Consider the following 15026-nt stretch of genomic DNA (forward strand, 5'->3'; position numbering starts at 1 on the left):
CGGCAATGCACATGACGAGCCGCATGAACGCGCGCGGGGCGTGCCGTTCGAACGGACACGCCCCGCGCAATGGACGACGTATGTCGCTCAGCCCGAGCGTTCGACCGGATGCGGCTCGCGCAGCCGGTTCGCAATGCGCGCAGCCTCGTAGTAGCCGGCCGCGGGCGGCCGTTTCAGATAGCGGCCCGCGCCGCGCACCGCACGCAGCTCGCCGTCGGTCCATGCGAGCGCGCCGCGCGTGAGCGTATGGGTCGCGACGCCCTGCACGGTCATGCCTTCGAACACGTTGAAGTCGACCTGCTGGTGATGGGTCTTCACCGAGATCGTCTTCGTCGCGGCGGGATCCCATACGACCAGATCGGCATCGGCGCCGACCTGCACGGCCCCCTTACGCGGATACAGGTTGAAGATCTGCGCGGCGTTCGTCGATGTGATCCGCACGAATTCGTTCGGCGTGATGCGGCCATGATTGACGCCGTGATGCCACAGCACCGACATGCGATCCTCGACGCCGCCGCAGCCGTTCGGGATCTTCGTGAAGTCCTCGCGGCCCATCGCCTTCTGCGACGCGCAGAACACGCAATGATCGGTCGCGGTCGTATGCAGCTGCCCCGCCTGCAGCCCGCGCCATAGCGCCTCGCGATGCTCGGCCGACCGGAACGGCGGGCTCATCACGTGCGCGGCCGCACGCGTCCAGTCCGGATCGCGATACACCGACTCGTCGATCACCAGGTGGCCCGGCAGCACCTCGCCGAACACGCGCAGCCCTTCGCTGCGCGCGCGCGTGATCGCATCGACCGCGTCCTTCGCCGACACGTGCACGATATACACGGGCACGCCGAGCACTTGCGCGATGCGAATCGCGCGGTTCGCGGCCTCGCCCTCGACCTCGGGCGGACGCGACAGCGGATGCGCCTCCGGTCCGGTCATCCCGCGTGCGAGCAGCGCCTTCTGCAACTGGAACACGAGCTCGCCGTTCTCCGCGTGCACGGTCGGCAGCGCGCCGAGTTCGAGCGAACGCGAGAAGCTGTTCACGAGGACCTCGTCGTCGGCCATGATCGCGTTCTTGTACGCCATGAAGTGCTTGAAGCTCGACACGCCATGCTCGCGCACGAGCGTGCCCATGTCGCGGTGCACCGATTCGTCCCACCACGTGACGGCCACGTGAAAGCCATAGTCGGCCGCGGCCTTCTCGGCCCAGCCGCGCCACGCGTGGAACGCATCCATCAGCGGCTGCTTCGGGCTCGGAATCACGAAGTCGATGATGCTGGTCGTGCCGCCCGACAGCCCGGCGGCCGTACCCGAGTAGAAATCGTCGCTCGCCGTCGTGCCCATGAACGGCAGTTCCATGTGCGTATGCGGATCGATGCCGCCCGGCATCACGTACTGGTCGTGCGCATCGACCACCGTCGCGCCGGCCGGCGCGTCGATCGCTTCCGCGATCTGCAGGATCGTGCCGCCGTCCTGCGGGTCGGCACACAGTACGTCCGCGCGATAGGTGCGGTCCGCATCGACCACGGTGCCGCCGCGAATCAGGATTGCCATTTGGTTGCCTCCTCGTTGACTGTCGGGTGCCGCATGCGTTCGCGCATCACGCGCTCGCGATCTGCGCGCGCTGTCCGGCGCGCCACTTCATCCAGGTGCCGTACACGCCGGACGCCAGCACGAGGCCGACGAACCACGCATACGTGTAAAGCGTGTTGAAGAACGCCGGCACGTTCGGGAACGACGCCGGGAACGCGGTATGCAGGAAGCCGGGCAGGTTCGGCAGCACGCCGATCGCGAGCGCCGCCAGCGCGGCCGGGTTCCAGCCGCGTGCGTAGCTGAAGTCGCCGCGCTCGTCGAACAGCGCGCGCGTATCGAGCCGCGTGCCGCGAATCAGGAAGTAGTCGACCATCAGGATGCCCGCGACCGGCCCGAGCAACGCCGAGTAGCCGACGAGCCAGGTGAAGATGTAGCCGTCCGTCGTCGCGAGGATCTTCCACGGCATCATCACGATCGCGAGCGTCGCGGTGATCATCCCTCCCGTGCGGTACGAGATCGCCTTCGGCCACAGGCTCGAGAAATCGTAAGCAGGACCGACCAGATTCGCCGCAAGGTTGCAGCACATCGTGTCGAGCGTGAGGATCACGAGCGCGATGCCGACGCCGATGCCGGTCATCCGGCTCGTCAGGTCGATCGGATCCCAGATCGCGTTGCCGTAGATCACGACGGTGGCCGACGTCACCACGACCGACACCACCGACAGCAGCGCCATCGGCAGCGGCAGCCCGATCGACTGCCCGATCATCTGGTCGCGCTGCGAATGCGCGAAGCGCGTGAAGTCGGGAATGTTCAGCGCGAGCGTCGCCCAGAAGCCGACCATCGCGGTCAGGCCCGGCCAGAACGTCGCCCAGAAGAGTCCGGCCTTCTTGCCGCCCGCGACGAACTGCGACGGCGCCGACAGCATCGTGCCGAAGCCGCCCGCCTGCGACGTCGCCCACCAAACGAGCGCGATGCACATCACGACCTTGATCGGCGCGGACCAGCTCTCGAGCCAGCGGATCGAATCGGTGCCGTGCCAGATGAAGTACAGCTGCAGCGCCCAGAACACGAGAAAACACGCGAGCTGCCCGAACGAAATGCCGACGAGCGGCAGCGCGGCGCCGTGCAATGCGTTGCCGGTCAGGATGTTCAGCAGCGTGTAGATCGCGCTGCCGCCGAGCCAGGTCTGGATGCCGTACCAACCGCACGCGACGATCGCGCGCAACAGCGCGGGCAGCTTCGCGCCCTGCGTGCCGAACGACGCGCGCACGAGCACCGCATACGGAATCCCGTGCTTCGCGCCCGCATGGCCGATCAGCAGCATCGGCACGAGAACGATCAGGTTCCCGAACAAAACGGTCAGCACGGCCTGCCACGGCGACATGCCTTCCTGGATCAGCCCGGCCGCGAGCATGTACGACGCGATGTTCATCACCATCCCGACCCACAGGGCCGCGAAGTGATACCAGCGCCACGTGCGCTGCGACGCCGTCGTCGGCGCGAGGTCGTCGTTGTACAGGCTGCCGGCCGGCGCCGCGGCGCTGTCGGGATCGGCGGGAATCGCTGCTGGTTTCATCGGACGCGCTCCACGTAAACGTCAGCGCCGGCATCGTGCGATGCCGGCAGAACAGGACACAATCAGCAGCGCGGGCGATACCGCGCCGCCGGCCGCCGGTCAGGCCGCCTTCGCGTGCTTCGCGGGCTCCGCCGGGCTCGCACCCGCGTCGGCGCGCGCCGGGTTGTTCGGATGCGTGGTCCAGTTCGCATAATCGCCCGCGTCGACCCGCTCCATCGTGATGCATTGCTCGACCGGACACACATGCATGCAAAGATTGCACCCGACGCACTCCGCGTCCACCACTTCGAAGTGCCGCACGCCGTCCTTCTCGGCCGTGATCGCCTGGTGCGACGTGTCCTCGCACGCGATATGGCACAGCCCGCACTGGATGCAGCGGTCCTGGTCGATGCGCGCCTTGATGTCGTACTTCAGGTTCAGGTATTTCCAGTCGGTCACGTTCGGCACCGCGCGGCCGCGCACGTCGTCGAGCGTCGCGTAGCCCTTTTCGTCCATCCAGTTCGACAGCCCGTCGGCAAGATCGGACACGATACGGAATCCGTAATGCATCGCGGCGGTGCATACCTGCACGCTGCCGGCGCCGAGCACCATGAACTCGGCCGCGTCGCGCCACGACGAAATCCCGCCGATTCCGGAGATCGGCAGGTTCGGCGTTTCGGGGTCGCGCGCGATCTCCGCGACCATGTTCAGCGCGATCGGCTTGACCGCCGGGCCGCAGTAGCCGCCGTGCGTGCCCTTGCCGTCGACGGTCGGCATCGGCGCCATCTGGTCGAGATCCACCGCGACGATCGAGTTGATCGTGTTGATCAGCGACACGCCGTCCGCGCCGCCCTTGTACGCGGCGCGCGAGCCCATCCGGATGTCGCTGATGTTCGGCGTGAGCTTCACGAGGCACGGCAGCTTCGTGCCTTCCTTGACCCAGCGCGTGACCATCTCGACGTATTCCGGCACCTGCCCGACGGCCGCGCCCATCCCGCGCTCGCTCATCCCGTGCGGGCAGCCGAAGTTCAGCTCGACCGCATCCGCGCCCGTATCCTCGACGAGCGGCAGGACCCATTTCCAGTCGCGCTCGTTGCACGGCACCATCAGCGACACGATCAGCGCACGGTCGGGCCAGTCGCGCTTCACCTGTGCGATCTCTTTCAGGTTCACGTCGAGCGGGCGGTCGGTGATCAGCTCGATGTTGTTCAGGCCGGCGATGCGTTGGCCGTTCCACTGCACCGCGCCGTAGCGCGAGCTGACGTTGACGACGTGCGGATCGAGCCCGAGCGTCTTCCAGACGACGCCGCCCCAGCCTGCCTCGAACGCGCGATTGACGTTGTACGCCTTGTCGGTCGGCGGCGCGGAGGCCAGCCAGAACGGATTCGGCGAAGTGATGCCTGCGATGGTGCAGCGAAGGTCGGCCATGTTCGGCTCCGTGAAAATGGGGCGTTTATCGTGGTTCGCGTGACGCGCGCCATGCGCGCAATCCGCGCAATGCCGGTGCGTATGCCGTGCTCACGCGGCCTTGGCGGCGCGCTGCGCGAGCGCCGCGTCGATCGCCGCCGCCGCGCGCTTGCCGTCCTGCACGGCCTGCACCGTGAGGTCGATGCCGTCCGTCGCCGCGCAATCGCCGCCGGCCCACACGTCGGGCAACGCCGTGCGTCCGTCCGCGTCGACCGCGATGCGCGTGCCGTCTGCCGTCAGCAGCGCGGCCGCGACACCGTCCGGCGCCAGCGTCTGACCGATCGCCTTCAGCACCATGTCCGCGTCGACGGTGAAACGCTCGCCCGACGCGGCCTCGAATTCGACACCCGTCACGTGCCCGTCCACGCCCGCGATGCGCATCGGCTTCGCGTGCGTGACGAGCGTGACGCCGCTCTTTTGCGCGAACTCGCGTTCGGCCCAGGTCGCGCTCATCGCGTCCACGCCGCGCCGGTACACCATCGTCACGCGCTCCGCACCGAGCTTGCGGCTCTGCACGGACGCGTCGATCGCCGTGTTGCCGCCGCCGATCACGACCACGCGCCGCCCGACCGGCACGTTCTCCAGCGCGTCGGCCTGCCGCACCTGCTCGATGAAGTCGACCGCGTTCATCACGCCGGTCAATTGCTCGCCGTCGATCGCGAGCGTGCGCACGCCGCCCAGGCCCATCGCAAGAAACACCGCGTCATGCCGCTCGCGCAGCGCGTCGAGCGTCACGTCGCGGCCGAGCGCGACACCCGTTTCCACCGCGATACCGCCGACCGATAGCAGCCATTCGACTTCGCGTTGCGCGAAATCGTCGACGGTCTTGTATGCGGCGATCCCGTATTCGTTCAAGCCGCCCGCCTTCGGCCGCGCGTCGAACAGCGTGACGCGATGCCCGGCGAGCGCGAGCCGGTGCGCACAGGCGAGCCCGGCCGGCCCCGCGCCGACCACCGCGACATGGCGCCCCGTATCGGGCGCACGCGTGAAGCGCAGCGCGCCGCTCGCCATCGCCCAGTCGGTCGCGTGCCGCTGCAGCGCGCCGATCGCGACCGGCTGCGCATCCTGATGATTCCGCACGCACGCGCCTTCGCACAGGATCTCGGTCGGGCACACGCGTGCGCACATCCCGCCGAGCGGATTCGCGGACAGGATGTCGGTCGCGGCGCCCTTCAGGTTGCCGTTGCCGATCTTGCGGATGAAGCTCGGGATGTCGATCTGCGTCGGGCAGGCCTGCACGCACGGCGCGTCGTAGCAGTAGTGGCAGCGGCTGGCAGCGGCCGCGGCGGCAGTCGGATCGAGCAGCGGCGCGATATCGGCGAATTCGCACGAGAGTTGCGTGGACGACAGGCGATGCGCGGCGATATCGCCGGTTGGCTTGGTGGTCATACGCGTTCCTTCGACTGGGTGGAGACAAAGCCGTCCCCGCCGGCTGCGAATGCACAGTCGGGGCGGTCCTGCTTGGGAATGCCACGGTCAGGCGACGATCAGCCTGCCGGCTGCGCTAGATCCGATCCGTCATGAAGCCGGCTCGCATGCGCGCGACAGCATCGCGTGCAGCAGCACGTTCGCGCCGGCCTCGATCCACGCAGGCGTCGCGTCCTCGATCTCGTTGTGACTGATGCCGTCGACGCACGGTACGAACACCATTGACGTCGGCGCGACCTGCGCCAGGTAGCACGCGTCATGCCCCGCGCCCGACACGATGTCGCGATGCGAGTAGCCGAAGCGATCGGCCGCGCCGCGCACGGCGGCCACGCAGGCCGGATCGAACGCGACGGGCTTGTAGTAGAAAATCTGCTCGAGCGCGGTGTCGAGCCCGATCTCGCCCGCGATGCGCGCGACGCCGTCGCGCAGCGCGGCGTCCATCTTCGCGAGCACGACGTCGTCCGGATGACGGAAATCGACGGTGAAGAACACGCGGCCCGGAATCACGTTGCGCGAGTTCGGGTGAACCTGCATCATCCCGACCGTCGCGCAGCCGAACGGCGCGTGATCGAGGCCGATCCGGTTCACGAGATCGACCACGCGCGATGCGCCGAGCAGCGCGTCGCGGCGGCGCGGCATCGGCGTCGGCCCCGCGTGCGCTTCCTGACCGGTGAACGTGATCTCGTACCAGCGCTGCCCCTGCGCATCGGTCACGACGCCGATCGTCTTGCACTCCGCTTCGAGAATCGGCCCCTGCTCGATATGCAGCTCGAACGCCGCATGCAACTTGCGGCCGCCGCAGGGTACGTCGCCCGCGTAGCCGATGCGCGCGAGTTCCTCGCCGATCGTCTTGCCGTCGACGTCCTTGCGCGACAGCCCGTACTCGAGCGGGAACACGCCTGCGAACACGCCCGACGCGACCATCGCCGGCGCGAAACGCGAGCCTTCCTCGTTGGTCCAGATCACGACCTCGACCGGATGCTCGGTCTCGATGCCGTGATCGTTCAGACTGCGAATCACCTCGAGGCCACCGAGCACGCCGTAGATGCCGTCGAAGCGACCGCCCGTCGGCTGCGAATCCGCGTGCGAGCCGGTGACGACCGGCGCCGCGTCGGCCACGCGGCCCGCGCGGCGCATGAACACATTGCCCATCGTATCGACCGTCACCGTGCAGCCGGCGGCTTTCGCCCAGCCGACGATCAGATCACGGCCTGCCTTGTCGAGATCGGTCAGCGCGAGGCGGCAAACGCCGCCCTTCGGCGTCGCGCCGATCTTCGCCACCTCCATCAGGCTGTCCCACAACCGCCTGCCGTCGACCTTGATCGACGTGTCGAATGCTGCCCGCTTCACTGTTTCCGATACCGCGTCCATTCGTATCGCTCCTGTGGGGTCGGTCATGCCGTCATTCCGGTCGCAGCCGGTGCGCGCATTGCTGCCGTCGGGGCAAACCCGCACCGGCGAGGTGCAGATGTGCATCGTTCGCGTGATTCGTCCGATCGATCCGCAGATTGCCGGCACTGCATTCCGTCGATCATCAAATCCTGTCCGATTGGACAGGTTTTAGACGATCAAAATGCCCAGCGCAATGTCTTTCTTGCGTGAATCGAGCGAGCGAGAAACGTGCCACCGCATCGCAGCATCGCGCACGCCGATGCGGACGAGTACGTGCGTTCGATGCGAACCAGCGGCTAGAATGAAGCGCAACGCGGCATGCGAGCCGCGCGAGGGTAACGATGAGACATGACGAAGCGGCCGCCGAAGTCACCGGCGACGACGAAGCGAACATGCCTTTGCGGCGACGCAAGGCGCACATCCGCGAGTCCAACGAAGCGCATCTGCTGGCCTGTGCGGAAGCCGTATTCGCGGAGCGCGGGCTCGACGGCGCGAGCACGGCGATGATCGCCGAACGTGCGGGCCTGCCGAAGGCGAACCTGCATTACTACTTCCCGACGAAGCTTGCGTTATACCGTCGCGTGCTCGACGACCTGTTCGAAGACTGGCACCGCGCGGCCGGATCGTTCGAGGCCGGCGACGATCCGGTCGAGGCGATCGGCGGCTACGTGCGCGCGAAGATGGATCTGTCGCGACGGCGCCCGCTCGGCTCGAAGGTCTGGGCCAACGAGATCATCCACGGTGCCGCGCACATGCAGGACATCCTGTCGGAACGCGTGAAGCCCTGGTTCGACACGCGCGTGAAGGTGATCGAAGGCTGGATCGCGCGCGGGCTGCTCGCGCCGATCGATGCACATGCGTTGATGTACCTGATCTGGGCGACCACGCAGCACTATGCGGATTTCGATGCGCAGATCCGCGCGCTGAGCGGCAAGCGTGCGTTCACGCAGAAGGCGTTCGCCGAGAGGACCGAGCAGGTCGTACAGCTCGTGATCCGTGCGTGCGGTGCGGTGTCGCCGGAGGCGAACGCGTAACGCGATCGCGCACGCCCCTGAAAGCAAAACGGGCGACGGGCACGATGCCCGCCACCCGCGTCGCGAGACGGCATGCGTGCCGTCTCGCGCGTGACGCGTCGATGCGCTTGCGTTACGCGACCCGCTCGATCGCGATCGCCGTCGCCTCGCCGCCGCCGATGCACAGCGACGCGACGCCGCGCTTCAGCCCATACGCTTCGAGCGCGGCCAGCAGCGTCACCATCACGCGTGCGCCCGATGCGCCGATCGGATGGCCGAGCGCACACGCGCCGCCGTGCACGTTGACCTTGTCGTGCGGCAGGTCGAGATCGCGCATCGCGGCCATCGCCACCACCGCGAAGGCTTCGTTGATCTCGAACAGGTCGACGTCGCGCAGGTTCCAGCCGGTTTTCTCCGACAGCTTGCGGATCGCGCCGATCGGTGCCGTCGCGAACAGGCCCGGCTTGTTCGCGTAGGTCGAATGCCCGACGATCACCGCCTTCGGCGCGAGGCCGAGCCGGTCCGCTTCCGAGCGACGCATCATCACGAGCGCGGCCGCGCCGTCGGAAATCGACGACGAATTGGCGGCCGTCACCGTACCGCCTTCGCGGAATGCCGGCTTGAGCGTCGGAATCTTGTCGAGCTTCGCGTTGCCCGGTTGCTCGTCGATCGATACGACGGCTTCCGTCTTGCCGGCCTTCACCGTCACCGGCGCGATCTCCGATACGAAGCGTCCTTCTGCAATCGCGCGCTGCGCGCGCGTCAACGATGCGATCGCGAACGCATCCTGCTCCTCGCGGGTGAACTGGTAGGCCTGCGCGCAATCCTCCGCGAACGTGCCCATCAGCCGGCCCTTGTCGTATGCGTCCTCGAGCCCGTCGAGGAACATGTGATCGAGCACCTGGCCATGCCCCATGCGCATCCCGGCGCGCGCCTTCGGTAGCAAGTACGGCGCATTCGTCATGCTCTCCATCCCGCCCGCGACCGCGACGTTGGCCGATCCGGCCAGCAGCAGGTCGTGCACGAACATCGCGGCCTTCATCCCGGAGCCGCACATCTTGTTGACCGTGGTCGCGCCCGTCGCCAGCGGCAAGCCCGCCTTCAGCGCGGCCTGCCGCGCAGGTGCCTGCCCCTGACCGGCCGGCAACACGCAGCCGAACACGATTTCATCGATGCGCTCGGCGGGCACGTTCGCGCGTTCGAGCGCCGCGCGAATCGCCACCGCGCCGAGCTCGCTCGCGCTGGCCGCGGCCAGGTCGCCCTGAAAACCACCCATCGGCGTGCGCGCCGCGCCGACGATTACGATCGGATCCTGTGTCGTCATGATTGCATTCCTCCAGTGTCAGCGCGGTGCCATGCGCAGCGCGCCATCGAGACGGATGACTTCGCCGTTCAGCATCGTATTCTCGGCGATGTGGCGCACCAGCGCCGCGAATTCATCGGGGCGGCCGAGCCGCGGCGGGAACGGCACGCTCTTGCCGAGCGCGTCCTGCACGTCCTGCGGCATGCCGGCCATCATCGGCGTCGCGAAGATGCCCGGCGCGATCGTCACCACGCGAATGCCGAACCGCGCGAGTTCGCGCGCGATCGGCAACGTCATGCCCACCACGCCGCTCTTCGATGCCGCATACGCGGCCTGCCCGATCTGTCCGTCGAACGCCGCGACCGACGCGGTGTTGACGATCACGCCGCGCTCGCCTTCCGCGTCGGCGTCCTGCTTCGACATTGCGTCGGCGGCCAGCCGAATCATGTTGAACGTGCCGACCAGATTGATCGACACCGCACGCGCGAAACGGTCAAGTGAATGCGGGCCTTCGCGGCCGACGACCTTCTCGCCCGGCGCGACGCCCGCGCAGTTCACGAGCGCATCGATGCGGCCGAACGCGTCGCGCGCAGCGGCAACGGCGGCCTGCCCGTCGGCTTCGCTCGTCACGTCGGTCTTCACGAAGCGTGCGGGCGCGCCGAGTTCGTGCGCGAGGTTCGTGCCGGCGTCTTCATTGACGTCCAGCAGCACGGCCTTGCCGCCTTCGGCGACCACCATGCGCGCCACCGCCGCGCCGAGGCCCGAACCGGCGCCCGTAATCAGAAAAACGCGATCCTTGATATTCATTCGCAGTCCGTATTCAGTATTCAGGAGTGAGCGGTCTTCTCGGCTTCCAGCTTGCGCAGCACGAAGCGCTGGATCTTGCCGCTCGGGGTTTTCGGCAGTGCGTCGACGAAGTCGATCGCGCGAGGATAGGCGTGTGCCGACAGCCGCCGCTTCACGTGCTGGCAAAGTTCTTCGGCCAGCGCCGGTGTGCCGTCGAAGCCTTTCGACAGCACGACGAACGCCTTGACGATCTCGGTGCGCTCCGGGTCCGGCACGCCGATCACCGCGGCCTCGCTGACAGCCGGATGCTCGATCAGCGCGCTTTCCACGTCGAATGGACCGATCCGGTAACCGGACGATGTGATCACATCGTCCGCGCGGCCGATGAAGCTCACGGTACCGTCCGGCTCGAGTTCGACGTTGTCGCCGGTCCGGTAATAGCCGCCCGCGATCGCCGGCGTGTCCTGCTGCCAGTAACCGTAGAACCACAGCAGCGGCGAGTGCGCGATGTCGATCGCGAGAATGCCGGGCTCGCCGGGGCCAAGTTCGCGACCGGCTTCGTCGAGCACCGCGACGCGATAGCCGGGCATCGCAAAACCCGCCGAGCCGGCATGGACGACGTGCGCGAGTCCGTGATGATTGTTCACGACCATCCCGAGTTCGGTCTGGCCGTAGTGGTCATAGATCGGCGCGCCGAGCGCCGCGTGAAACCATCGCACGACTTCCGGATTCAGCGGTTCGCCCGCGCTGCTGACGACGCGCAGTTGCCCTTTCAGGCGCGCGGCCGCTTCGGTACCGGCCGCCATCAGCATCCGGAACGCCGTCGGCGAACCGGCCAGGCTCGTGATGCCGAGCCGTCCGATCACGTCGTAGGTACTGTCGACCGTGAAACCACCCTCGTACAGCGTCGTTGCATGGCCGAGCAGCAGCGGGCCCGTGATCGCGTAATAGAGGCCGTATGCCCAGCCCGGATCGGCGATGTTCCAGAAGCGGTCGCCGGCGCGAAGGTCCACCGCGTCACGCATGTACGCGCCGAACGCGAGCAGCGCGCGCAACGGTACCGGCACGCCCTTCGGCAAACCCGTCGTGCCCGACGTCGACATCATCATGAACAGGTCGGCGCCCTTTCGAAGCACCGGTTCGAATACGTCGGACTGCGCGTCGAGCGCCGCGCGGAAATCGATGTCGCGCGCCGGCAGCGCGTCGCCCGACTCGCGCACCGTCGCGACCCGCGGGCAATCGACGATCTCGTCGAGCTTCGCGCGATTCGCGATGTTGGTGACGACCAGCCGTGCATCGCTCATGCGCAGCCGGTGCTCGATCGCCTTCGGCCCGAACGCGGTGAAGAGCGGCTGATAGACGGCGCCCGCGCGCCACGTGCCGAGGATCGTCGCGACGAGTTCGGGCGTGCGCGGCAACAGGCCGGCCACCACGTCGCCCGGCTTCACGCCCTGCTCGACCAGCAGGTTCGCAACCCGCGCCGACAGCGCCTGCATCTGCGCGAACGTGAAGCTGCGATGCTGGCCGCCGACGTCGATCCAGTCGAGTGCGATCGCATTCGCGTCCGCCGCCGCATGCCGGTCGCAGCATTCGACGCAGGCGTTCAGGCCCTGCTCCAGGTCGCTGTGCAGATGTGCGGCGGCGGTCTCGATACGGAAGCCGGCCACGGCGTCGGCGTAGGCCGGCACCACCCGGGCGGTTGCTCCATCACGCATGCGTGTCTCCTGTTCGTTATGCCCGCCGGCGAGCCGGGGGTATATCGATGATGGTAGACAGCCGCCACATTGCAATCAATGACAAACAGAATCTAGAATCGTGATCGCTTTTGCCATGTCTGGAGGGCATGAAATAAATGGGGCCGCAGATGATCTCGCCGGATTTCGTCGAGGATGCGCTCGAGAGCCTGCGCCGGCAACGGATTCCGACCGAGCCCGTGCTGCGCGTGGCCGGCCTGCCGGCCACCGTGCGCGAGCCCGTCACGCCACAGCAGTACGGTCGCCTGTGGCTGGCGATCGCCAACGCGATCGACGACGAATTCTTCGGGCTCGCGGCCCGCCCGATGCGGCGCGGCAGCTTCACGCTGCTGTGCCACGCCGTGCTGCACGCGGGTACGCTCGAGAAAGCGCTGCGGCGTGCGCTGCAGTTCCTGCGCGTGGTGCTCGACGAACCGCGCGGCGAGCTCGTGGTCGCCGACGGCCAGGCGCAGATCGTCCTCACGCAGGCGGGCGCACCGTATTCGGCGTTCGCGTACCGGACGTTCTGGCTGATCCTGCTCGGCGTCGCCTGCTGGCTGATCGGCCGACGCATTCCGCTGCAGCGCATCGATTTCGCGTGCCCGAGCCCCGACCAGCGCAGCGACTACCACCAGTTCTTCGGCGTGCCCGTGCATTTCGATCGACCGGACAGCCGGCTCGCGTTCAACGCCGCGTACCTCGCGCTGCCGACGATCCGCTCCGCGCAGGCGCTGAAAACCTTCCTGCGCGGCGCGCCCGGCAACCTGCTCGTGCGCTATCGGCACGACACCGGCTGGGTGGCAAAGACACGTGCGCATCTGAAAGCGCAACCGGCCGCCGAGTGGCCGGACTTCGACACGCTGGCCGTGCGCCTCGGCACGACGCCCGCGACGCTGCGGCGACGGTTGCGCAGCGAGGGGCAGAGCTTCGCGTCGATCAAGGACGAGCTGCGCGGTGCGCTGGCCCAGTCGCTGCTGCGCGGGCACACGCTCAGCGTCGCGGAAATCGCGGCGGAACTCGGTTTTACCGAGCCCAGCGCGTTTCATCGCGCGTTCCGGAAATGGACCGGGACGAGCCCGGGCGCATTTCGGCGGGATGTCAATGCGGCGCAGGCGGAGCATTGAATTGCGGCGCGGGTGTGCGCCACGTTCAGTGCGAGTGGGCTAAAGGGTAAGGCTGACGTGCATGATCGCGGTGAAATTCGGCAGTCGTGCGGTTGCTCGAGCTGTTGGCCTTCAAAGGACATTCTGGAAGAACCGCTCTCTTTTGCTTCAAGAGGCGATCCCCACGCATTCGATTCGGCTGGGAGCACGCAATCACGCTGCAGTTTGTTGGCGTTCAATCGCTTCCGGCTTCGGCAACGACACGGCGCAGAATCGACGGTGCCGCATGCCGGCGCGAAGTTGCGCGTTGCGCTGCCTGACCACATACTGACCGCCCATGCGAACAAGACCGCGTTGATAGTGACTGTCGATCAGGGTGCCGCTTCAGTGCTGGGTGTCGTGGGATCTGCTGTGTCCCTGTCGGCAGCCATTCCGTACGCGCTCGCGATCTACCGGCGCACCGTTCGGGCGCACCTGTTCACATGGCTCATCTGGTCGGTCGTCACGGTGATCGCGGCCACCGGCCAGTTCGTTGCGGGTGCCGGACCGTCTGCATGGTGCACTGCCGCGATCGCACTGACCTGCTTTCTGACTTTCGTCGCGAGTCTGTTTCGAGGTGAGCGCGGCTGGACCCGCATCGATTGGCTCTTCCTGTGCGCAGCGCTATCGGCTATTCCGCTCTGGATGCTGACCGAGGACCCTACGATGTCGATCTGCCTGGTCACGCTGATCGAGCTTGCCGGCCTGGGACCGACCATACGCAAGACGCTTCGCGATCCGTGGAGCGAGAGCCTCACGTATTTCGCGTTGTGCGTGCTCAAGTACGCATTGGTGCTGCTGGCGCTAAGCACGTGGAATGTCACGGTCGCGTTCTATCCTGCGGTCAATATCGTCGCGTCGATCGGCATCTGCTTGGTGATGATGGTGCGACGTCAGGCGCTGTCGAAACCGGGGTAGCCTCTGTCGAATAGCCTTGGTGCCGGAATGCGAGGGCCGCCGCAGCCCGATTGCCGGTCGCGTATGAAATTCGGACCCTTCGAACCGTTGCGAGGCCCCGATATGGATGCCGTTCGTGCAGTCATCGAACCGTATGAAGCCGCACTGCGAGCGGCGATGCTCGCCAACGACGTCGACACACTCGACACGTTGCTGGACGACGACCTAGTCTTCACCGTCCCGAGCGGGCTGGTCATTTCGAAAGATGACGATCTGTCCGCGCATCGCGCGAAACTGCTGCGCCTCGACACACTCGATGTCCAGGAGACTCAGGCGAAGACGGTCGGCGAGATGATCCTCACCACGACGAAGGCGAAGCTTGCCGGTCGTTTCGACGGCAACGCATTCGATGGCATGTTCGCCTATACGCGCCTGTGGCGCCGATCGGGTAGCGAGTGGCGTGTCGTCGCCGGACATGCATCGCAGATCGGTTGAACTTACGACATGCCCGCAAATCAGGAAACTGCTGGATCGAAAGGTGAGCCGATGCTACCGCTGTCGCGCACCGACAGTGCTCGGCAACCGTTGCCGATGACGGGAGGAAGAGATGCGCCACGGCGTTAGCGTTCGTGAAGCGCGTGCGGCCGATGCGAAGGCACTCTCGAGATCGCTGAAAAGGAGTCCTCGGGAGAGCATGCAGTTTGCAAGATGGGGACGGCTCTCTGTCATCTCGTGCATTTCCGCCGCCCCAATGCAAAAACCCCCGCCTTGTCGGGCGGGGGTTTC

The 15026-nt window shown here is 66.9% G+C and carries 12 protein-coding genes; 4 read left to right on the top strand and 8 right to left on the bottom strand.

From position 1 onward, the window contains the following. Nucleotides 1–87: 87 nt before the first annotated feature. From hydA to ACV22W_RS25120, 5 genes are all read right to left on the bottom strand, one after another. Nucleotides 88–1545 carry a dihydropyrimidinase gene (gene hydA / locus ACV22W_RS25100; protein ID WP_448022317.1) on the bottom strand — a complete coding sequence of 486 codons (1458 nt, stop codon included), beginning with the start codon at nt 1543–1545 and terminating at the stop codon, nt 88–90. Between the two features lie 46 nt (nt 1546–1591). Continuing rightward, entirely contained in the window at nt 1592–3100 is a 1509-nt protein-coding gene (locus tag ACV22W_RS25105; protein WP_448022318.1) for an NCS1 family nucleobase:cation symporter-1, read from the bottom strand. A 99-nt stretch (nt 3101–3199) separates the two neighbouring features. Continuing rightward, nucleotides 3200–4507 (bottom strand): NAD-dependent dihydropyrimidine dehydrogenase subunit PreA, encoded by a 1308-nt coding sequence (gene preA / locus ACV22W_RS25110; protein ID WP_448022319.1) that lies wholly within the window; start codon nt 4505–4507, stop codon nt 3200–3202. A 90-nt stretch (nt 4508–4597) separates the two neighbouring features. Continuing rightward, nucleotides 4598–5935, bottom strand: coding sequence for an NAD(P)-dependent oxidoreductase (locus ACV22W_RS25115; RefSeq protein ID WP_448022320.1), 1338 nt, complete (start codon nt 5933–5935; stop codon nt 4598–4600). A 129-nt stretch (nt 5936–6064) separates the two neighbouring features. After that, a complete protein-coding gene (locus ACV22W_RS25120) occupies nt 6065–7345 on the bottom strand; it encodes an allantoate amidohydrolase (protein WP_448022321.1) in 1281 nt (426 codons plus the stop codon). Nucleotides 7346–7707: 362 nt separating this feature from the next. On the opposite strand from ACV22W_RS25120, the gene ACV22W_RS25125 reads away from it, so the two are divergent. Continuing rightward, nucleotides 7708–8400: a TetR/AcrR family transcriptional regulator gene (locus ACV22W_RS25125; RefSeq protein WP_321852649.1), complete on the top strand. Its 693-nt coding sequence runs from the start codon at nt 7708–7710 to the stop codon at nt 8398–8400. Between the two features lie 112 nt (nt 8401–8512). Here the strand turns inward: ACV22W_RS25125 and ACV22W_RS25130 are convergent, their stop codons facing one another. The 3 genes from ACV22W_RS25130 to ACV22W_RS25140 are packed head-to-tail and all read right to left on the bottom strand — an operon-like array spanning nt 8513 to nt 12183. Next, a complete protein-coding gene (locus tag ACV22W_RS25130) occupies nt 8513–9703 on the bottom strand; it encodes an acetyl-CoA C-acetyltransferase (RefSeq protein ID WP_448022322.1) in 1191 nt (396 codons plus the stop codon). An 18-nt stretch (nt 9704–9721) separates the two neighbouring features. Then, complete coding sequence (locus ACV22W_RS25135) at nt 9722–10489, bottom strand: 3-hydroxyacyl-CoA dehydrogenase (protein ID WP_448022323.1); 768 nt, start codon at nt 10487–10489, stop codon at nt 9722–9724. Nucleotides 10490–10509: 20 nt separating this feature from the next. Beyond that, complete coding sequence (locus ACV22W_RS25140) at nt 10510–12183, bottom strand: acyl-CoA synthetase (protein WP_448022324.1); 1674 nt, start codon at nt 12181–12183, stop codon at nt 10510–10512. 137 nt (nt 12184–12320) lie between these two features. Between ACV22W_RS25140 and ACV22W_RS25145 the strand changes: the two genes are divergently transcribed. The 3 genes from ACV22W_RS25145 (at nt 12321) to ACV22W_RS25155 (ending at nt 14735) form a co-directional block, all read left to right on the top strand. Further along, complete coding sequence (locus tag ACV22W_RS25145; protein ID WP_448022325.1) at nt 12321–13325, top strand: AraC family transcriptional regulator; 1005 nt, start codon at nt 12321–12323, stop codon at nt 13323–13325. Between the two features lie 336 nt (nt 13326–13661). Then, nucleotides 13662–14261 carry a hypothetical protein gene (locus ACV22W_RS25150; protein ID WP_448022329.1) on the top strand — a complete coding sequence of 200 codons (600 nt, stop codon included), beginning with the start codon at nt 13662–13664 and terminating at the stop codon, nt 14259–14261. Between the two features lie 102 nt (nt 14262–14363). Beyond that, nucleotides 14364–14735 (top strand): nuclear transport factor 2 family protein, encoded by a 372-nt coding sequence (locus ACV22W_RS25155; RefSeq protein WP_448022326.1) that lies wholly within the window; start codon nt 14364–14366, stop codon nt 14733–14735. The last annotated feature ends 291 nt before the right edge of the window (nt 14736–15026 follow it).

This window comes from Burkholderia sp. AW49-1, from assembly GCF_053427845.1.

Excerpts from the sequence above, each read along its gene's own strand:
- hydA (WP_448022317.1), bottom strand. The coding sequence starts at position 1,545 with ATGGCAATCCTGATTCGCGGCGGCACCGTGGTCGATGCGGACCGCACC.
- ACV22W_RS25105 (WP_448022318.1), bottom strand. The coding sequence starts at position 3,100 with ATGAAACCAGCAGCGATTCCCGCCGATCCCGACAGCGCCGCGGCGCCG.
- preA (WP_448022319.1), bottom strand. The coding sequence starts at position 4,507 with ATGGCCGACCTTCGCTGCACCATCGCAGGCATCACTTCGCCGAATCCG.
- ACV22W_RS25115 (WP_448022320.1), bottom strand. The coding sequence starts at position 5,935 with ATGACCACCAAGCCAACCGGCGATATCGCCGCGCATCGCCTGTCGTCC.
- ACV22W_RS25120 (WP_448022321.1), bottom strand. The coding sequence starts at position 7,345 with ATGGACGCGGTATCGGAAACAGTGAAGCGGGCAGCATTCGACACGTCG.
- ACV22W_RS25125 (WP_321852649.1), top strand. The coding sequence starts at position 7,708 with ATGAGACATGACGAAGCGGCCGCCGAAGTCACCGGCGACGACGAAGCG.
- ACV22W_RS25130 (WP_448022322.1), bottom strand. The coding sequence starts at position 9,703 with ATGACGACACAGGATCCGATCGTAATCGTCGGCGCGGCGCGCACGCCG.
- ACV22W_RS25135 (WP_448022323.1), bottom strand. The coding sequence starts at position 10,489 with ATGAATATCAAGGATCGCGTTTTTCTGATTACGGGCGCCGGTTCGGGC.
- ACV22W_RS25140 (WP_448022324.1), bottom strand. The coding sequence starts at position 12,183 with ATGCGTGATGGAGCAACCGCCCGGGTGGTGCCGGCCTACGCCGACGCC.
- ACV22W_RS25145 (WP_448022325.1), top strand. The coding sequence starts at position 12,321 with ATGGGGCCGCAGATGATCTCGCCGGATTTCGTCGAGGATGCGCTCGAG.
- ACV22W_RS25155 (WP_448022326.1), top strand. The coding sequence starts at position 14,364 with ATGGATGCCGTTCGTGCAGTCATCGAACCGTATGAAGCCGCACTGCGA.